The sequence below is a fragment of the Chryseobacterium sp. SSA4.19 genome (assembly GCF_022601875.1).
Taxonomy (GTDB): domain Bacteria; phylum Bacteroidota; class Bacteroidia; order Flavobacteriales; family Weeksellaceae; genus Chryseobacterium.
Map to the genome: position 1 here is coordinate 12,332 of NZ_JAKVIP010000034.1, position 19,671 is coordinate 32,002.

Sequence of the window (19,671 nt, forward strand, 5' to 3'; positions counted from 1 at the left end):
TCACGTAGAATTTGACTGTGCAAATATAATCATTAATACATAATATTCATTTTTATATATCATTTTTAAAAGTAGTTTTTCAGTACCTGGATGAAACAGTGTTCAAATCCGTATCCTAATAATTAGCAATTTCTATCATATTGTATGAAATATAAAATAGTTAGAAAAAAATTTAAAACGGAAGCTATTTAATAAAGATTAAATATTTAATGACAAATAATGTGATAAATATTTTGAAAAGTACGAAAAAGGATTATTTTTGCATTACTAATAAACTGAATTGAAGAAAATTGTCATTCTTTCATTATTCCTGTCAGGAATTGTTTCTTATGCACAAACAGGAACAAATGTTTTTCCGTTTTTAAACCTTCCTGTTTCTGCCAGACAGGCGGCTTTGGGCGGTGATGCAATCTCCATAAGAGATCATGATGTATCCTTTGCGATTGCAAACCCTTCCTTATTGAATAAGGATTCTGATAATCAGCTTTCTTTGAATGCTACTGCTTATCTTGCCGACTCCAAATACGGAACTATTGCTTATGCCAAAGACTTTGATAATGGCCACATGGCAACGATCAATGCAAGATACATGAGCTATGGTGACATTCCCAGAACCGATGACAGCGGCTTCGAAAACGGAACCTTTAAAGCTTCTGATGTAGCCATCGGAGCCGGATATGCTTACCAGTTCGAGGAAGACTGGACAATTGGAGGAGGACTGAATTTTATTACTTCAAAAATTGATAATTATACCTCTTCTGCCGTTTCGGGGAATGCAGGAGTTACCTATCATAACAGAAAAAACAAGGAAACGGCTTCTTTGGTTTTCAGGAATTTCGGTTACCAGTTCAAATCATTCAACGGAACAAGGGAAAATCTTCCGTTCCGTGTGGATATAGGGTACACAAGGACCTTAAAAGCTATTCCACTGGCCATTACCATTACAGCGCATGATTTACAGGAATTTGATATTTCATCTCCTTACAACGTCAATGGACAGGAAGTGAACGTGGGCAGGAAAATTGCCGATCACTTTTCCCTCGGTGCAGAATTGTTTCCTGAAAAAGGCTTCAATATCAGGCTGGGATATAATGTAAAAAGAGGGAATGAATTGGCTGTAGCAGATCAGAGAAATTTTTCAGGGATTTCTGCAGGGTTCGGTATTAAAATTTCCAGATTCCGGGTAGATTATGCTCATGTACGGTATCATAATGCTTCCAATGTTAACCAGATTGGTGTTTCAATAGATCTTACCAGTCACGCGGGAGAATAATTAAAGATCATAAAAATTACAATAAAGAACCTTAAGAAATCTCTTAAGGTTTTCTTGATTTCAGGAAAATTTTATGAACTTTGCAGTATGAAAAAACCTGTCATCGCTATTGACGGCTATTCCTCTACCGGGAAAAGCTCGATATCAAAAATCATTGCCGAAAAACTGGGACTTATTCATCTGGATACCGGAGCCCTATACAGAGGGATTACCTGGTTTGCGCTTCAGAATTGCGTTACTAAAGATGGAACGATCGATCTTAACCAGCTGTTTTCAATGTTTGGCAAGATCCATCTTGAATTCAGAAATAATGATGGAGAGCTAATTCTTTTTCTTAATTCTATTGATATTTCTAAAGCAATAAGAAGCCATGAAGTTTCAGAAAACGTAAGTCTGGTAGCGAAGCAGAAAGAAGTAAGGGATTTTTTACTTTGCTTTCAGCGTTCTCTGGCAGAAAATGGCGGTATTATTATGGACGGACGTGACATCGGGACAGTAGTACTGCCAAAAGCAGAATACAAATTCTTTATGACTGCAAGTATTGAAGAAAGAACAAAGAGACGTTATCAGGAATTGATAAGCCTTGGTATTGATGCAGATGAAGAGCAGGTGAAGCAAAACCTTATCATACGTGATAAAATTGACAGTGAGCGTGAAATAGCTCCGTTAAAACAGGCAGACGATGCAATTGTTATTGACAATACTTATCTTACAAAAAGAGAAACCATCGACAGTATTTTATCCCACATCAATAAGATTTAACATTTTTTATACCTCAATAAGCTCTTTTGGTATGTTAATTGTACCTTTCATGGCAAGTAAAAGCTAGTATTTATTAATTATTAAAAAAAACGAAAATGTCTAAGAAAAACAATACAGCAGGTATTTTAGCAGGACTTCTTGCAGGTGCTGCAGCAGGTGTAATTTTAGGAATGCTTTATGCTCCTGAAGAAGGTAAGGAAACAAGAAAAAAAATTAAAGATAAAGCTGGGGATCTTAAAGATCAGGCTAAAAACAAGTACGGAGAAGTTTCTGAGAAGGTAAAAGACCAATACAGCAATATTTCTTCCACTTTTAAAGAAACTGCTAATAATGTAGCTCATACGGTAAAAGACGGATATGACAAATACAAAGATCAGATTGTTTCTAAAACAGCGGATGTAGTTAAGAATGTAGAATCTGAACTGAATGATTTAAAACAATAATTTATTTCCGGATAAATTATACAAAGGAACTTTATAAACAAAAGTTCCTTTTTTTATAACTTTAAAGAAAAACAATGATTGAAACTTTAAAAGAATATGCGTCCAAAAGAATCGACCTTCTGAAAATTGAAGCCACTGAAAAATCTTCCCTTTCAGCCGGAGTGATTACTTATTTCGTTATCATGCTGGTTGCATTCGGTTTTTTTATTATCCTTTTCAATTTCGGAATAGCATTCCTGATCGGTGAGGCGTTAGGCAACCATTCTTACGGATTTCTGATTGTGGCAGCTTTTTACTTTTTAATAATGATTATCGTTATGATCTGTAAAAAGAAAATTGTAAATTACATAGCAGACCATGTTATTAAATTTTTAAATCATTAAACTATGGGCAGAAAGTATGAAAGCTTAGAGGAATTAAGAAGAAAGAAAAAGCTGTTGAAACAGGAGATTGAAGGAATGGAGGATCTTTTGACATTTAAAAATACAAAAGAAAGCCTTAGTGCTTTTACCAACGGCTTAACAGATCAGTACCTGCAGGAAAAAGTGGATGAAGACGGCCACGGAAAAGTAGTCTTAAAGAAGGATGCTATTGCCAAGCAGATTTCTTCTGAAATCAAAGACGCACTGATCAATAAGCATACAGCGATGAGTATTGCCAATACTGCTTTTAAAAGTGATGCCTTCGATACTTTGATCAAGCTTGGTGTAACTGCCATCGTCGGAAATTACGCAAGAAAAAATCTCAAGAGTTCAAACTGGAAGAAGAAAGTTCTAGGAGTAGCATTAATATACCTCGCTCCTATTGCATTAAGATTTGTCAGAAAAAAACTGGAAAATTATCAGAAAAATAAAAGTGTTTCCAGTATGGAACAATTAATCTGAAAGTCAAAATTTAGATTTTAGAAGTTATTGAATCTGATATGATCTTACACTAACTTCTAAAATCTAATTGCTTTTATTTAGAAAACAGTTGTCCTAAAATGATTCCTGCAGCCATAGAGACATTCAGGCTTTCCGTAGACTGTGATTTCCCAAATCTTGGAATCGTAATATTATTTTGAAGGAATTTTTCTGTTTCAGTACGGATTCCGTTTCCTTCATTTCCCAAAATCAAATTGATTTTTTCCGGTTTTTTAAAGGTATAGATATTTTCACCTTCCATGTCCGTGCCGATATTTGCATTTTTGGTATGTGATAAATACTCCGTCAGATCCGTATATACTATATTTACTCTCGTAAAAGATCCCATACTGGCCATAATAACTTTTGGATTGTAAAAGTCTACCGTATCTTCACTGCAGATGATCTGCTCGATTCCGAACCAGTCGGCAAGCCGTATAATCGTCCCCAGATTTCCCGGATCCTGAATGCCATCCAGCACCAGCTGAATATCGGCATCTTCAGCTCTTTTCTGCTTGGATAAATAGCAGACAGCCACCGAATCTTTAGGGGTTTTCAGAAAACTGATTTTTTTAAGTTCATTTTCAGAAATATGAATAACAGGTATATCCGTACGGTCCAGTTTTTGCGGATCGGTAGAAAATATTTCTTTAATTTTAAAGTCGGAATTAGAAAGTTCACTAATGATTTTATTGCCTTCAACCAAAAACAAATTGTATTTTTGCCGGAACTTCTTTTTATCTAAAGACTGTAAAACTTTTATTGTATGAGCTGTAAGCATTATAAGAATTCTCCTCAAAAGTATTATAAAATTATATCATTTGCAACATTTGTAGGGCTCCTTTATGCTTGTAGTACCACTAAAAAAGTTCCGGACGGTGACTATCTGCTGGTTCAGAACAATTTCGAGTTTGAAGATAAAAAAGCTTTTTTCGATGGTGAGTTAAAGGGCTATGTACAGCAGAAACCCAATAAAAGGCAGTTTTTGTTCATGCCTTTAAGCTTGTGGCTGTACAATGCAGCCAATCCGAAATACGATACGCTTCTTAATGAATACATGACCTATCCCAATGAACTGAGAAACCAAAAACTAAGAGATTCTCTTTTTATTAAATACAACATGAAAAGCAGCGTTGGAAAAAGCCTCTTTTTTGATAGATTGTATCACAGCTGGGGATCTGCTCCGGTTATTCTGGACCAGACCAAAACGGAAAAAGGAGCACAATCCATTGAAAAAAGATTGACGTACCGAGGCTATTGGGATGCTGAAGTGAAATTTAAACATGATCTCGATTCAGCTTCTAAGAAAGCTGCAGTCACCTATTTTATCACCCATAAAGATCCGACGTATATTAAGGAATATTATTATAATATAACAGATCCTGCTGTAAAAAATGTCTACCAGCAGAAAATTCATGAAAGCCTGGTAAAGCAGGGAGAAATCCTGGATCAGACTGTTCTGGAAAAAGAAGTGACAAGAATCAATGAGCTGATGAAGGATTATGGGTATTATAAATTTAACAACTTGGGGGATGAGATCTATTTTGTTGCCGATTCTCTGAAGAGCAGAAAGCAGGTTCCTCTGACACTGGAGATCCATAAAGATTCCATTAACTCTCCGTATAAAGTGGCAACTATCGGGAATATTGATGTTGCCATTGTTGATGAAACCGGCGATTACCCTAAAAATACAAAAATGGACAGTCTGCGGGGGATCAGATTCCATAAAGTCAATAATCAGTATGATTCCCGGGCTATTTGGAGAGCCATTACCGTCGGGCATAAGCAGGTGTATGATCAGAAAAAGTTTGATCTAACCAAAAGAAATCTTTTGTCAATGAATAATTTCAGTATTTTAAAATCAAGAGATTCTTTGAGGTATGGCGGAGGTACTGCTCCTAATGACAGTATTATTGATGTAATGTATGTTTTAAAGCCTTTGCCGAAATATGAACTGAAACTGGGAACGGATATCAATTATTCCCAGCTTTTAAATTTAGGAGTATCCCCTTCAGTAGATCTGACAACAAGAAATATATTCGGAGGGGCAGAAAACCTTTCAACCAGTCTTGCAGGGACGTTCGGATCGATAAGAAGTACAAAGAACATCGACAAAAGGGTGTTGGCTTACGAAATATCTGCACAGGCTTCACTCAACTTCCCAAGATTGCTGTTGCCTTTTGATTATTACAAACTTTTGCCGAAAAGATACAGTCCTACTTCGTCTATCGTATTAGGTGCTTCCGTGCAGAACAATATAGGTCTTGGAAGGGTCAATTTCAATACCGGGCTCAATTATCTGGCTACCGTAAACGATAAAGTTTCGCACAGACTGACACTGTTCAATACACAGTTGAGTTTAACCAAGAATAAAGATGCGTATTATGATTATTTCGTAAACGATAAAGCAATTCAGGAAGAGATTTTTAAGGATTATTTTATATCCAATCCCGCAGTGAAACAACAGTACGATTCAGGCCAGCTTGATATCGATCAGGTTTCAAGACTTATTACCCTGGATATGAATTATGCTTCCGGTCTTGATCAGACAGGTGCCGACCGTTTTATTGCATTTGTAGGGACATTGGTTAACAAAGACCGACAGACCCAGGATGTCTTGATTTCTTCTTTCATTTATAATTTTATTTATAATGAGATCGGTAAAAAAAGCTATCCGAATTCGTTTTATTTCAACGGAAAAGTAGAACTGGCAGGAAATGTATTCAGTATTTTTAATCAGAAGAGGAATGAAGGAGGGATTGTTACAAGTCCTGAAAGAACAATTTTCGGAGTGCCGTATGCCCAATTTGTGAAATTTGATTTCGATGTAAGGAAGTACTTTAAATTCAATAATAATACTTTGGTCCTTCGACAATTTCTCGGGCTTGGAATTCCTTACGGAAATTCTTCCAGTATGCCTGTCATCCGTTCTTATTTCAACGGAGGCTCCAATGATATCAGAGCATGGGTCGCTTTTGGCGGTCTTGGCCCCGGAGATTCCCAGATCGACGAAAGAGTTCGTGCGTACCAGACGGAAAACATGAAACTGACCACAAATGTCGAGTTCAGGGTTCCTTTTAACGATATGTATGAAGGAGCTATTTTTACTGATATCGGAAATACCTGGAGCTTAAAAAATGATAATGAAGCATCAGGAAATGAATTTAAATTCAACAGATTTATAAGACAGATGGGAGTCGGCAGTGGCTTCGGACTTAGGGTAAATGTCGCTTATATTACTTTAAGAGTAGATTTAGCCTATAAAATGTATGATCCGAACAAACCGGAAGGAGACCGCTGGAGGCTGAAGAATTTCCAGCCATTTAAACCCACTTTAAATATTGCATTCGGTTATCCTTTCTAAGAAATAAAACAATAGGCAACATTATCTAATCCGGTGAAATTCCCAAAGCAAGATATACTACTGCTACGGTTCTTGCCAGAATTTCCCTGAACTGGTTTCTGTAATAACTTTCCGGCTTACTCACATCCTGTGCATCAAAACCCAATGCATTCATATTGTTGTTTCTTGCGAAAAGCAGTGCTCTAAGGTTATGGAAACCCTGTGAAACAATGATTACATTATCCTTTTTGTAAACATCTTTACAGCGCAGAATGCTTTGATAGGTATTAAAACCTTTAGGATCTTCAATGATGATTTCTTCAGGAACACCTTCCTGGTAGATCAGGTAATTTTTCATCGCTGCCGGTTCGTTGTATCCTCTGCTTTTTTCGCCGCTAACAATGATCTTCCTGATCCGGCCATGATGATAAAGCAGTGCTGCGGCATCCATTCTTTTTGTAAAGTAAGGATTGGACTGGCCTGATCTCATTTTCGGTGACGTACCCAGTACCAGAGCAACTTCCCGTGGCGGAATTTTGGAAATCTTGGTATAGGTTCTCCCGTCTGTCAATGCAAAAACCCAGGCATTAGCCAGGCATATCAACAGAACACCCATTTCTATTGATATGCATACCAGATTAAATATTTTTTTTATTATTCTCAACTAAGATCAAAGTTAAGCTTTATTTTCCTGCTTTTTGCTATAGACATACATGCGAGGATATGTCCTTTTTCTTCTTCTCTTTCCGTTAAGTATTCATTTTCCAGCAACTCTACTTCTCCTTCTTCCAGAATGCATTCACAGCTTCCGCAGATTCCTGATTTGCATGAATAGGGAACGGCATATTTCTGAATCAGCAATTGCTGGAGAATTCTTTCTTCATTGTTAGGAAGCACGGTCGCATATTGTTTGGTGAGCATGGTAAATTCCATTTCAATATTTTCAATCAGGGGGAATTCTTTTTCAACAGGATAAATGTCATCATTATATTCTTCAAACAGCTCAAAATGGATATTCTTTTTTGGAATCCCGTGATGATAACAGGCATTTGCCAGCGTTTTGATCATCTCCCCTTTTCCACAGATCAGAACTTCGTCCACGGCATCCCAAATCGTAGATTCTTCATCGGTATCATCAAGATGAAGGATCTGGTTGATAATAAGACTTAGTTTTCTACCGTCCAGTCTTCCGTAAAACAGATTGTTAGCCGTTTTTTCCTGAGAATAGAAATAGAAGATCTGCAGTCTGTCACCACAGGTTCGTGCGAGATTATCCAGCTGATCCCTGTAAATCAAGTCTTCAGATGTCCGGTTGCCGTAAAATAAAAACATCCTCGTTCTGGGTTCATTGTGAAGGATATTTTTAAAATGGCTTAAAATGGGAGTGATTCCGATACCAGCTGCAAATCCTACAATCGTACGGAATTCGCTGGGTTTCGATACCAATGTAAACCTTCCGGCCGGCTCGCTTACCAGGATTTCATCACCGGTTTTGTACTGTCTGAATAATTTTGATGCGGCACCATCCGGAGAATTCATCTTAATACCTATCGCTATTTTTTTCTCATAAGGCGCTGAAGTCATTGAGTAATCATTAATGATCTCTTCACCATGAGACTGAAATTTTATACTGATAAACTGTCCCGCATCAAACCTGAATTGTTCTTTCAATGTCTCAGGAATTTCAAATTCCAGAGCGAAAGTATTTTTGGTCAGTTCTTCCTTTTTCGTTATTTTTAGCCAATGAAACCGTGTGAGTTTCCCTTTATAGATTTGTTGTTCCATACTTCATATCAAAAATAGATAAAAATAATTTATGAAAAAGATAATTTTATCCACGCTTGTTGTTTTTGCACTGACAAGTTGTAAAAAAGAAAGCGAGAAAAATAATGACACTGTGACCGCAACAGATTCTGCTTCTACATCTGAGACACCATCTCCGGCTGTTTCATTAAAAGTGCTCACTCCGGACCATATTTCAAAAATATTAAATAATAAAAATGACACCTTATATGTAACGAATTTCTTTGCTACCTGGTGTGGCCCATGTGTAAAGGAAATTCCTCATTTTAAAAAGAAAATTGAAGAATTAAAAGGAAAACCTGTAAAAATTACTTTTGTAAGCTTAGATCAAAAAGATATCTGGAATACGGAAGTTCCACGTTTTACATCCGAACACGGTATTCAGGATTACACCGTTCTTCTTGACGGGCAGCTTATGGATGCCAATTTTTATAAAAATAATTTTAAACAGTGGGACGGTGGCGCCATACCTTTCACATTTATGAGAAAAGGAGATCAGACGGACGAAACACTGGGAATGATCAGCGAAGAACAGCTGGATGAAAAAATAAATAAATTTTTAAATTCTAAAGGTGACAAAAAAATAAAACTTGATGATGATTATGTAGCCGGAACTATCGGGACTCCTGAAAAAATGTAGTCCTGTAAAATACAAATCAGAATTATCTTATTACATGTCTAAAAAATTTAAAGTCCTGTTTTTAGTATCAATAATTGCAATTGTCATAGCTGCTGTTATTAATCTGAATACAGGATTTTTAAATTTACACTTCCAGGATTTTTTTTCTGAGTCATCCAATAGTCAGATTGCTGAAATCCGTATCAACCGGGTTCTGGTTATGCTTTTGGCAGGAATTTCTATTCCGACATCCGGTTTTCTTATGCAGGAATACTTTCAGAACCCCCTGGCCGGGCCGGATATTCTGGGAATTACTTCCATAGCAAGCCTTTCGGTGGCTTTTTATATTTTTTTCTCTTATCATATAGATCTTCCGGAGTTCTTTCAGAACAGTTTTCTCAGTCTGTCATCGATCGCAGGAAGCCTGGCTCTGATGCTTGTGCTATTATCGATATCAAAAAGATTTCAGGATAAATCGTATTTAATCATTTTTGGATTCCTGGTTTCGGCTTTTGCGGGAGCGATCGTTTCACTGCTGCAGTTTTATGCTGAAAACCAAAGTTTGAAAAATTATGTTTTGTGGTCATTCGGAGCAAACAATCTGGTTTCAAGAGGTCAGATTTATGTATTGTCCGTATTGGTTATAATAGGTCTGTTTATCTGCTTTAAAAGTATAAAACCTTTAATCGGAAATTCATTGGGAACCGCTTATGCGCAAAGCCTCGGTGTTAATTTAAATCAATTAAAATTATTTATCATCGTTGCCGCTTCTCTTCTTTCGGCTTCGGTTACGGCATTTTTAGGTCCTATCCTTTTTATCGGAATTATTGTCCCGCATTTCTGCAGACTTATTTACAATCCTGCAAAACTGTGGCAACAATGGATTTTGAATATGTTTTTGGGAATGTTAATAATGTTATTATTTTCAGTTGTTGCAGAAAAATCCCAAATCCCGCTGAATGTCATAAGCTCCGTTTTTGGAATTCCTGTGATTCTGATTATGTTATTGAAACAGAATAAAGTGTAAAATATTCTAATTATAAATTAAGCAGTAAATTAGAATTAAAGTTTCTCAATATATACGGAATGTTATAGAAAATAAAACAGAAAAATGTACTTACAAATCCAACAGGCAAATATTGGTTACGATAAAATCTTAATTTCAAATGCAGATGCAAACCTGAAATTGGGTGAGGTATGCCTGTTGATCGGTAATAACGGAGTGGGAAAAACGACTTTAATAAAATCTGTTTTAAACCAGGTTCCGGTGCTGAGCGGGAAAATTATGATTGATTACAAAAATGTAAAAGATCTTTCAGTAAAAGAAATTGCAGAATATATTGCCATCGTTTTTTCAAAATCGGTCATTCCGGAGAATTATACGGTAGAAGACCTTATTTCATTAGGGAAATATATTTATTATCCTTTCTATTTTAAACTTAAAAAAGAAGACAGAGAAGAAGTTTTACATAGTATCGATGAGTTGGGTCTTAGCCATTATAAAAATACACTGCTTAAAAACCTTTCGGACGGAAATCTTCAGAAAGCTTTTATCGGACGGGCACTCATGCAAAATTCTCCTGTTATTATTCTCGATGAGCCGACTACCCATTTAGATGAGAAAAATAAGATCATCATTTTAAAAATACTTCGCAAACTAGCTGTAGAAAAAAACAAGCTCATTCTTTTTTCTTCTCACGACTGGCGTCTGGCAAAAGAGTTTGCCGATAAAATATGGTACATAAAAGACCAGCATCTATATTCCGGGATCGTTGAAGATATCTCGCTTAAGCATAAAGAATTAATTAATCCTTCACTGTTTGAAGTCAATAAAAACTTTATAGCTCCGCATATTACAGCTCCCGACTTTTATAAAGAAATGCTTTATTCCTTACTTCAGAAAAACTTCCGGAATGACCTTTCTTCATTACACTTTGAGTATAGGAATGATTTTTGGTTAATCTATACCGGCACATTTATAAAGGAATGTGAATCATTCGAAGAAATCGTTAATTTCGTGAAAACCATTCATAAATAGGTTCTTTTCCTTACTTAATTCACATACTATGCATGCATAGTATTATGCTAATCATACAATTTAATCTATTAAATATCAGTATATTAACAAATTTTAACGTTAATAAATACTATGCATGCATAATATTTGCTACATTTGGGTAAACCCAACTGAAAGCAAAATGATGGATAACAACAAAGATAAAATAGAAAACGTGGATTTAATTTTGAAACAAACGTGGCTGGCTGTTTCAAAAATGTATACTGAACTTGCCCAGGAACATGATTCTACCGCCGTTCAGGCTCTTACGCTTCTTAAAATTGATCCGAAAGAAGGGACAAGAAGTACCAATCTCGGTCCAAAGATGGCTATTGAGCCTACTTCACTTACAAGAATTATCAAATTACTGGAAGACAACGGATATATCTATAAAGAAAAAACAACTACCGATAAAAGGGAAGTTATTATCAAGCTTACCGATAAAGGGTTAAGCTCCAGGAATATGTCCAAAGAAGTCGTAGTAAATTTCAACAAAAGAATTATGGAAAAAATTGCTCCCGAAAAGCTTGAAACCTTTAAAGAAGTGATGACGGAGATCATGAAAATTGCCACCGATCTGAATAACAGAAAGTAAAACATACACAATGAAGCCGAAAGGCAGCATTTGCCAATAAATAAAATAAATAGAATCAAAAATGAAAAAAAGAATCAAACACGTTACCGTTCTTGGTTCAGGGATTATGGGAAGCGGTATTGCAGCGCACTTTGCCAATATTGGTGTAGAGGTTTCGCTTTTGGATATCGTTCCTTTTGAACTCACTGAAGCAGAACAAAAAAAAGGTTTGACCAAAGATGATAAAGCGGTAAGAAACAGGATCGCTTCTGAAAACTTTGAGAAACTGAAAAAAGCAAGTCCTGCCCTGCTCTATTCTCCAAAATTTGCTGATAGAATCAAAGTAGGAAATTTTGATGATGATTTACAGAACATAAAAAATACGGACTGGATTATTGAAGTGGTTGTTGAGAAACTCGACATCAAGAAATCAGTTTATGAAAAAATAGAACAGTTCAGAAAGCCGGGAACGCTGATTTCTTCCAATACATCAGGAATCCCGATACATCTTCTAACAGAAGAAAGAAGCGATGACTTCAAGCATTATTTTGCGGGAACCCACTTTTTCAATCCTGTAAGATATCTTCCTTTACTGGAAATTATCCCTACTCAGGACACTGCTCCGGAAGTCATTGAGTTTTACATGAACTACGGAGCGAAGTTTTTAGGTAAAACCACCGTTCTGGCTAAAGATACTCCTGCATTTATTGCGAACAGAATCGGAGTGTTTTCAATGATGGATCTGCTCCATAATGTTCAGAAATTAGGATTAACGGTTTCCGAGGTTGACAAGTTAACCGGCCCGGTTATCGGCCGGCCGAAGTCTGCAACCTTTAGAACAGCCGATGTTGTGGGATTGGATACATTGGTAATGGTTGCCAACGGCGTCCATAAAAGCGGCGTTGAAGCGAATGATTTTAATAATGTATTTGCCCTTCCCGAGTACATCCAGAAAATGGTCGATAATAAATGGTTAGGTTCAAAAACCCAACAAGGTTTCTACAAAAAAGTAAAAAATACAGAAGGGAAATATGAAATTCACGGATTGAACCTTGATACGCTTGAATACGAGCTTCAGGAGAAATCATCTTTTCCAACTTTAGAATTAACTAAAAATATTGATAAGCCGATTGACCGTTTCAAAGTCTTAATCGGAGGAAAAGATAAAGCGGGTGAATTATACAGAAAATCTTTAGGAGCGTTATTCGCTTACGTTTCCCATAAAGTTCCTGAAATCTCTGATGAAGTTTACAAAATCGATGATGCTATGAGAGCAGGATTCGGCTGGGAAAACGGACCGTTTGAAATCTGGGATGCTGTTGGTATTAAAAAAGGAATTGAATTGGCTCAGGATGCTGGGTACGAAGTTTCAGACTGGGTGAAAAATGTTGACACGTTCTATAAAGTTAATGACGAAGGACAAAGCATCTACGTTGATAAAAATTCAGGGGAATATAGCAAAATTCCGGGACAGGATGCTTTTATTATTTTAGATAATATCAGAAAAAACAAAACGCTTTGGAGCAATTCCGGTGCTGCAATTGAAGATTTGGGTGACGGCATTATCAACTTCGAGATCCGCTCTAAAATGAACTCTCTCGGAGGCGAAGTTCTGGATGGACTGAACAGAGCGATCGATTTAGCTGAAAAAGAATATGACGGACTGGTAATAGGAAATCAGGGAACAAATTTCTCTGTAGGTGCTAACCTGGCCATGATTTTAATGATGGCCATCGAACAGGATTGGGATGATCTGAATATGGCAATCGCTTATTTCCAGAAATCAATGATGAGGGTTCGCTATTCGTCAATTCCTGTCGTAGTCGCACCTCATGGAATGACACTTGGCGGAGGCTGCGAAATGACAATGCATGCCGACCGCGTGGTTGCAGCAGCAGAAACGTATATCGGACTGGTAGAAACCGGAGTTGGGGTAATTCCCGGCGGTGGCGGTACCAAAGAACTGACCTTAAGAACTTCAAGAGAATTCCATAATGATGATGTTAAAAATAACAGGCTTCGTGAAGCTTTCATGAATATTGCCATGGGTAAAGTGGCCACCTCTGCTTATGAAGCTTATGATATGGGAATTCTTGAAAAAGGGAAAGATATTGTATCCGTAGATAAGAGAACGCAGATCAAAACAGCGAAAATGTTGGCTCTAAGCCTGGCAGAACATGGCTATACGCAACCTATTGAACAGAAAGTAAAAGTTCTAGGTAAAGATGCACTCGGAATGTTCTACGTAGGAACAGACCAGATGCTCACCGGAAAATATATTTCTGAACATGACAAGAAAATTGCAGATAAGTTAGCCAATGTCATGGTCGGAGGAAATCTTTCCGAACCAACGGTTGTCACTGAACAGTATCTATTGAATCTTGAGAGAGAAACCTTCCTGCAGCTTTGTGGTGAAAGAAAGACATTAGAGAGAATTCAGTACATGTTGCAGAATGGAAAACCGTTGAGGAATTAATTTGTATAATGTCGGTCGTAAAATGTAAGAAGTATTGACATGCATAATTTTAGAGAGCTGGAAGTTTGGAAAAAATCAATTTTACTTTGTAAACAGTATTATATCATTTCCAAAAGTTTTCCTAAAGACGAATTATTTGGATTGACATCTCAGTCAAGAAGGAGTCTTTATTCAGTTCCGTCTAATATTGCTGAGGGTGCAGGAAGAGACAACAATCCTCAGTTTTGTCAATTTTTAAACATTGCATTAGGTTCTTCTTTTGAATTTGAAACTCAAATAATAATTGCTAATGATTTGGGTTTCGTTAATAAAAATGATTTTGAATTACTAATGAAAGAGATCAGACATATTCAAAATATGATAGTTAAGTTAAAGCAAATTTATTCTAAATAGCGTACACTATACTTTTTACATTGTACATAATACATTAATACAACAATATGAAAACAGCATATATAGTAAAGGGTTTCAGAACAGCCGTTGGAAAAGCTCCAAAAGGAAGTTTAAGATTTACAAGACCCGATGTAATGGCGGCAACCGTGATTGAAAAATTAATGGCTGAACTTCCGCAATTGGATAAAAACCGCATTGATGACCTGATCGTAGGAAACGCCATGCCGGAAGCAGAACAAGGCTTAAATGTAGCCCGTTTGATTTCTCTGATGGGATTAAATACCGACAAAGTTCCGGGAGTTACGGTAAACCGATATTGCGCATCAGGAAGTGAGGCGATTGCCATTGCGTCTGCCAAAATCCAGGCCGGTATGGCTGACTGTATTATCGCAGGAGGCACAGAGTCAATGTCGTATATCCCAATGGGCGGCTATAAGCCGGTTCCTGAAACGGATATTGCCAAAACAAATCCTGATTATTACTGGGGCATGGGATATACTGCCGAAGAGGTAGCCAAACAATATAACATCACAAGAGAAGAACAGGACCAGTTTGCTTTTGAATCACATGTGAAAGCTTTAAAAGCCAATCAGGAAGGCAGGTTTGCCAGCCAGATTGTTCCGATTCCTGTTGAATATAATTTCCTGGATGAAAAACAGAAAATGCAGACGAAAAAGTTTGACTTTTCAGTAGATGAAGGCCCAAGAAAAGATACTTCACTTGAAGGCCTGGCCAAGCTTAAACCGGTTTTTGCCAACGGCGGAAGTGTAACGGCAGGAAATTCTTCCCAGATGAGTGACGGAGCAGCTTTTGTCATGGTGATGAGTGAAGAAATGGTGAAAGAACTGGGACTTGAACCTGAAGCAAGGTTGGTAGCATATGCAGCAGCCGGACTGGAACCGAGAATCATGGGAATGGGGCCGGTTTATGCCATTCCTAAAGCTTTGAAACAAGCCGGTTTGGAACTGAAGGATATTGAACTTATCGAAATGAATGAAGCCTTTGCCTCTCAGTCTGTAGCCATCAAAAAAGAACTCGGCCTTAATCCTGAAATCCTGAACGTCAACGGAGGAGCCATTGCGCTCGGCCATCCACTCGGATGTACCGGAACCAAATTAACCGTTCAGCTACTTGATGAAATGAGAAAGCGCGGCAACAAATACGGCCTGGTAACCATGTGCGTAGGAACAGGACAAGGAGCAGCGAGTATATTTGAACTATTGTAGCATAGACTAAAAGAAAAAAAGAATAAAGAGAAAAGACACAGGATGAAACATAATTTCAAGAATCTAAGTATTTGGAAACTTTCGATTGAGTTAGCTGATAATATTTATATTCTTACAGATGGTTTCCCGAAGAATGAAGAATTTGGATTAAAATCTCAACTTAGAAGATGTGCTGTTTCTGTTGCTTCAAATATTGCAGAAGGATCAAGCAGAAGTTCGAATAAAGATTTTAATCGGTTTCTGGAAATCAGTCTTGGTTCTCTTTATGAAATGCAGACTCAAATTATTATTTCTTCCAATAGAAATTATTTTGAGTCTGCAAAAATTGAAATTATAGAAAATAAAATAACAGAATTACAGAGAATGATTTCCGGCTTTCAGAGAAACTTAACGTGGTAAGTCTTTAATCTTTTCTCTTTGTTCATTACTCTAAAATTATATTAAATGGGAAATATATTAAAAGGTGGCGAATTCCTGATCAAAGAAATTCCTGCAAATGACATCTTTACTTTAGAAGAGCTTTCAGAAGAACAAAAAATGCTTCGTGATTCTGCGAAGGAATTTATCGACCGTGAAGTGATTCCTCAAAACGTCAGGTTTGAAAAGAAAGAATATGCATTAACCGAAGAAAAAATGCGTAAGCTGGGCGAAATGGGGCTTCTTGGAGTTGCTGTTCCTGAAGAATACGGAGGCTTGGGCATGGGCTTCGTGAATACCATGCTGGCGTGTGATTACTGTTCTGGAGCGAACGGTTCCTTAGCAACAGCCTATGGTGCCCACACGGGAATCGGTACCCTTCCTATCCTTCTGTACGGAACGGAAGAGCAAAAGCAGAAATACCTTCCGGATCTGGCGACAGGTACAAAATTCGGGGCCTACTGTTTAACGGAACCGGATGCCGGTTCTGATGCCAATTCAGGAAAAACAAGAGCCCGGCTTTCTGAAGACGGAAAACATTATATCATCAACGGGCAGAAAATGTGGATATCCAATGCGGGTTTTGCAGAGATTTTCATTGTTTTCGCTAAAATTGAAGATGATAAAAACATCACAGGTTTTATCGTAGAAAAAGAAGGGACGGAAGGATTAAGCTTTGGTGAAGAGGAACATAAATTAGGAATCCGGTCATCTTCGACAAGACAGGTATTCTTTACGGATATGAAAGTGCCTGTTGAAAATCTTTTGGGAGAAAGAAATAATGGTTTCAAGATCGCTTTAAATGCGCTAAATGTAGGTAGAATCAAACTTGCAGCTGCTAACCTTGACGGCCAGAGGAGAATTTTAAACCATTCTCTTCAATATTCCAATGAAAGAAAGCAGTTCGGAGTTTCCATATCAACGTTCGGAGCCATCAGAAAAAAGCTGGCAGAAATGGCAACCGGAATTTTCGTTTCCGAGGCCGGTGCCTACAGAGCTGCAAAAAATGTTGAAGATAAAATCAATGAACTGGTAGAAGGCGGAATGAATCACCAGCAGGCAGAGCTGAAAGGTGTGGAAGAATTTGCGGTAGAAGCTTCAATCCTAAAGGTTTTCGTTTCAGACTTGACGCAGCATACGGCTGATGAAGGAATCCAGGTCTATGGCGGAATGGGATTCTCTGAAGAAACTCCGATGGAAGCGGCCTGGAGAGATTCAAGAATCGGCAGGATCTATGAAGGAACCAATGAAATCAACCGTCTTTTATCCGTAGGAATGCTGATTAAGAGAGCAATGAAGGGAGAACTTGATTTATTGTCACCGGCAATGGCTATTTCAAAAGAGCTCATGGGAATCCCGTCATTTGAAGTTCCTGATTACTCTGAATTTATGAGTGAAGAAAAAGCGATTATCGCTAACCTTAAAAAAGTATTTTTAATGGTTTCAGGTGCTGCTCTTCAAAAATTCATGATGGATATTGAAAAACAACAGCATTTGTTATTAAACGCCTCTGAAATCCTTAACCAGATTTATATGGCTGAATCTGCAGTGTTAAGAGCTGAAAAGCATTTCTCTGCCGATTCTGTTGAAGCATTGATGGCTCAACTTAACCTGTATAAAGCGGTTGAGAAAATCATCACGGCGGCAAAAGAGGGAATTGTTTCTTTTGCAGAAGGTGACGAGCAAAGAATGATGCTTTCCGGATTAAGAAGATTTACAAAATATACCAATACACCGAATGTAGTGGCATTGACTGAAAAAATAGCGGCACACTATATCAGTAAAGGAGCTTATTAGTCTTTTATATATAAATTTGATTTCAACAAAACGTCTCAAATTTTTGAGGCGTTTTTTATTATCTTTAAAATTATTAGTAAACCACCTCATTAGTGAAACCAAAATTTTATATTGTTTTTGCGATTCTTTCATTTTGCATTTCCTTTTCTCAGATAAATCCCAAAGATAGTCTGGTGAAATGCCACGGTATTTTACAAGATTATCTCTTAAATACGATACAAAATGCTTATCAAAACAGAATTAATAAGCCGGAAGGACCTGAATTGGCTTTTGGTTGTGGGACTGCTGCTATGCAATATGTAGAAGAACTGGATTGTAGTACCGCTAAATATATTTTGGAAAAATATTCTTTTATTTTAGACGAGATAAAAAACTTGAAACGAGATATTCCCAATTATTCATATCTGAATGTATTTTGGATTGAAAAAATAAAGGAAAACAGATTTGATTGTAATGAAAATGAAATGGCACAATTTGAAAAATGGAAATCTCAAAGAAATCATTATAACTTCTCTGCACTTATTATTTCAAATAAAATTGATAATCATAATGAATATGTTCAGCTTACAATTACTTTTCCAAAAGAAGTAATAATTAAACAGTATCAATTGTCTTATAGTAACAGATGGAATATTAAACCTCTGTAATTTATTTTAATAATCAAAAATAAAGACAATGAAACTGTTATTTATAGCACTTACCTGTATTTCCACTTCAATGTTTGCTCAGCAGAAAGAGAGAAAAGTAATTCCTTTTAAAAAAGATTCTGTAAAAATAAATAAGTTTGATCCAAACAGAATGGGATTGCAACTCCAACCGGATAATCAGGGAAATATATATCAGATGCCTGTTAAAAAGCCAACAGATACTATTTATTCAAGAATGAAGAATAAGAAAAAGGATACTACAGATTACAAAATATTAAATTCGGTAAAACCGGAAGAAAAAAATAAAATTCCGGAGTTTACTTGTAAATAATTATTAAAAATTATTGAAAGAAAAATGCTCTGAATAGTAGGGCATTTTTTATTTTTGCAGTCTACTTTACCTACATGACAAAAGAAGAACTACTCCACAGAGCAATAAAGATAGCTGACAAAGCACATAAAGGCCAGACCGATAAATATCATGCCCCTTACATTGCCCATGTCATGCGTGTGATGGAATACGGAAAAACGATGGACGAAAAAATCGTTGGTGTTTTGCATGATGTTGTAGAAGACCATCCTCAGGAATTCAGTCTGGATTATCTCAGAAGCGAAGGATTTCCTGAATATATTATTTTTGCCATCAGCTGCCTTACCAAATTTGATCCGGATGAAGAATATGATGATTTCGTCAGGAGAACAGAACGCTCTCCTTTAGCAGTTGCCGTAAAACTAAATGACCTTCGGGATAATATGGACCTGAGAAGAGTTCCCGGGGAATTGAGCCCGAAAGATATTAAAAGGTTTAATAAATATCTGAAGGCTTACCACTATCTCATTGATAAATACTAAAAAACAACATGACGACACTCTCCCACAAAGTGTGTAAGTTAAAAAGTCAGGGCTTAGATTTTATAATCTGAGCCTTTCTTCAAAAATA

General features: G+C 36.9%; 21 protein-coding genes. 18 read left to right on the plus strand and 3 right to left on the minus strand.

Annotated features, from left to right (window positions below; all coding sequences use genetic code 11):
* The first annotated feature begins 280 nt into the window (after positions 1–280).
* The 5 genes from porQ (at position 281) to MKJ01_RS17305 (ending at position 3,362) form a co-directional block, all read left to right on the plus strand.
* On the plus strand, positions 281–1,273 hold the full coding sequence (gene porQ / locus MKJ01_RS17285) for a type IX secretion system protein PorQ (protein ID WP_241615476.1): 993 nt from the start codon (positions 281–283) through the stop codon (positions 1,271–1,273).
* Between the two features lie 87 nt (positions 1,274–1,360).
* A complete protein-coding gene (gene cmk, locus MKJ01_RS17290; protein ID WP_241615475.1) occupies positions 1,361–2,035 on the plus strand; it encodes a (d)CMP kinase in 675 nt (224 codons plus the stop codon).
* A gap of 95 nt (positions 2,036–2,130) precedes the next feature.
* The gene (locus tag MKJ01_RS17295; protein WP_241615474.1) at positions 2,131–2,478 is read left to right on the plus strand and encodes a YtxH domain-containing protein; all 348 of its coding nucleotides are present in this window, start codon (positions 2,131–2,133) and stop codon (positions 2,476–2,478) included.
* 74 nt (positions 2,479–2,552) lie between these two features.
* Positions 2,553–2,861 (plus strand): phage holin family protein, encoded by a 309-nt coding sequence (locus MKJ01_RS17300; protein WP_241615473.1) that lies wholly within the window; start codon positions 2,553–2,555, stop codon positions 2,859–2,861.
* 3 nt (positions 2,862–2,864) lie between these two features.
* The gene (locus MKJ01_RS17305) at positions 2,865–3,362 is read left to right on the plus strand and encodes a hypothetical protein (protein WP_241615472.1); all 498 of its coding nucleotides are present in this window, start codon (positions 2,865–2,867) and stop codon (positions 3,360–3,362) included.
* 73 nt (positions 3,363–3,435) lie between these two features.
* Here the strand turns inward: MKJ01_RS17305 and MKJ01_RS17310 are convergent, their stop codons facing one another.
* Complete coding sequence (locus tag MKJ01_RS17310; RefSeq protein ID WP_241615470.1) at positions 3,436–4,161, minus strand: RNA methyltransferase; 726 nt, start codon at positions 4,159–4,161, stop codon at positions 3,436–3,438.
* Between MKJ01_RS17310 and MKJ01_RS17315 the strand changes: the two genes are divergently transcribed.
* Positions 4,147–6,744, plus strand: a complete 2,598-nt coding sequence (locus tag MKJ01_RS17315; protein ID WP_241615469.1) for a BamA/TamA family outer membrane protein — start codon at positions 4,147–4,149, stop codon at positions 6,742–6,744. The genes MKJ01_RS17310 and MKJ01_RS17315 overlap by 15 nt on opposite strands.
* A 25-nt stretch (positions 6,745–6,769) precedes the next feature.
* On the opposite strand, the gene MKJ01_RS17320 is transcribed toward MKJ01_RS17315, so the two are convergent.
* Both MKJ01_RS17320 and MKJ01_RS17325 read right to left on the minus strand, forming a co-directional pair.
* The gene (locus MKJ01_RS17320; protein ID WP_241615468.1) at positions 6,770–7,387 is read right to left on the minus strand and encodes a vancomycin high temperature exclusion protein; all 618 of its coding nucleotides are present in this window, start codon (positions 7,385–7,387) and stop codon (positions 6,770–6,772) included.
* Positions 7,384–8,508: a ferredoxin--NADP reductase gene (locus MKJ01_RS17325; protein WP_241615467.1), complete on the minus strand. Its 1,125-nt coding sequence runs from the start codon at positions 8,506–8,508 to the stop codon at positions 7,384–7,386. The genes MKJ01_RS17320 and MKJ01_RS17325 overlap by 4 nt, the downstream gene beginning before the upstream one ends.
* A 31-nt stretch (positions 8,509–8,539) precedes the next feature.
* Between MKJ01_RS17325 and MKJ01_RS17330 the strand changes: the two genes are divergently transcribed.
* From MKJ01_RS17330 to MKJ01_RS17385, 12 genes are all read left to right on the plus strand, one after another.
* Positions 8,540–9,166 carry a TlpA family protein disulfide reductase gene (locus MKJ01_RS17330; RefSeq protein ID WP_241615466.1) on the plus strand — a complete coding sequence of 209 codons (627 nt, stop codon included), beginning with the start codon at positions 8,540–8,542 and terminating at the stop codon, positions 9,164–9,166.
* A 34-nt stretch (positions 9,167–9,200) separates the two neighbouring features.
* Complete coding sequence (locus MKJ01_RS17335; RefSeq protein WP_241615465.1) at positions 9,201–10,172, plus strand: iron ABC transporter permease; 972 nt, start codon at positions 9,201–9,203, stop codon at positions 10,170–10,172.
* 84 nt (positions 10,173–10,256) lie between these two features.
* The gene (locus MKJ01_RS17340) at positions 10,257–11,183 is read left to right on the plus strand and encodes an ABC transporter ATP-binding protein (RefSeq protein WP_241615464.1); all 927 of its coding nucleotides are present in this window, start codon (positions 10,257–10,259) and stop codon (positions 11,181–11,183) included.
* Positions 11,184–11,346: 163 nt separating this feature from the next.
* On the plus strand, positions 11,347–11,796 hold the full coding sequence (locus MKJ01_RS17345; RefSeq protein WP_241632715.1) for a MarR family winged helix-turn-helix transcriptional regulator: 450 nt from the start codon (positions 11,347–11,349) through the stop codon (positions 11,794–11,796).
* Positions 11,797–11,857: 61 nt separating this feature from the next.
* Positions 11,858–14,251, plus strand: a complete 2,394-nt coding sequence (locus tag MKJ01_RS17350; protein ID WP_241615461.1) for a 3-hydroxyacyl-CoA dehydrogenase/enoyl-CoA hydratase family protein — start codon at positions 11,858–11,860, stop codon at positions 14,249–14,251.
* A gap of 39 nt (positions 14,252–14,290) precedes the next feature.
* Positions 14,291–14,644 carry a four helix bundle protein gene (locus MKJ01_RS17355; protein ID WP_241615460.1) on the plus strand — a complete coding sequence of 118 codons (354 nt, stop codon included), beginning with the start codon at positions 14,291–14,293 and terminating at the stop codon, positions 14,642–14,644.
* Positions 14,645–14,691: 47 nt separating this feature from the next.
* Positions 14,692–15,870, plus strand: coding sequence for an acetyl-CoA C-acyltransferase (locus tag MKJ01_RS17360; protein ID WP_241615459.1), 1,179 nt, complete (start codon positions 14,692–14,694; stop codon positions 15,868–15,870).
* A 42-nt stretch (positions 15,871–15,912) separates the two neighbouring features.
* Positions 15,913–16,269, plus strand: coding sequence for a four helix bundle protein (locus tag MKJ01_RS17365; protein ID WP_241615458.1), 357 nt, complete (start codon positions 15,913–15,915; stop codon positions 16,267–16,269).
* Positions 16,270–16,314: 45 nt separating this feature from the next.
* Positions 16,315–18,084 carry an acyl-CoA dehydrogenase family protein gene (locus MKJ01_RS17370; RefSeq protein ID WP_241615457.1) on the plus strand — a complete coding sequence of 590 codons (1,770 nt, stop codon included), beginning with the start codon at positions 16,315–16,317 and terminating at the stop codon, positions 18,082–18,084.
* A gap of 92 nt (positions 18,085–18,176) precedes the next feature.
* Positions 18,177–18,731, plus strand: coding sequence for a hypothetical protein (locus MKJ01_RS17375; RefSeq protein ID WP_241615456.1), 555 nt, complete (start codon positions 18,177–18,179; stop codon positions 18,729–18,731).
* A gap of 28 nt (positions 18,732–18,759) precedes the next feature.
* A complete protein-coding gene (locus MKJ01_RS17380) occupies positions 18,760–19,062 on the plus strand; it encodes a hypothetical protein (RefSeq protein WP_241615455.1) in 303 nt (100 codons plus the stop codon).
* A gap of 74 nt (positions 19,063–19,136) precedes the next feature.
* Complete coding sequence (locus tag MKJ01_RS17385; protein ID WP_241615454.1) at positions 19,137–19,583, plus strand: hypothetical protein; 447 nt, start codon at positions 19,137–19,139, stop codon at positions 19,581–19,583.
* Positions 19,584–19,671: the final 88 nt, after the last annotated feature.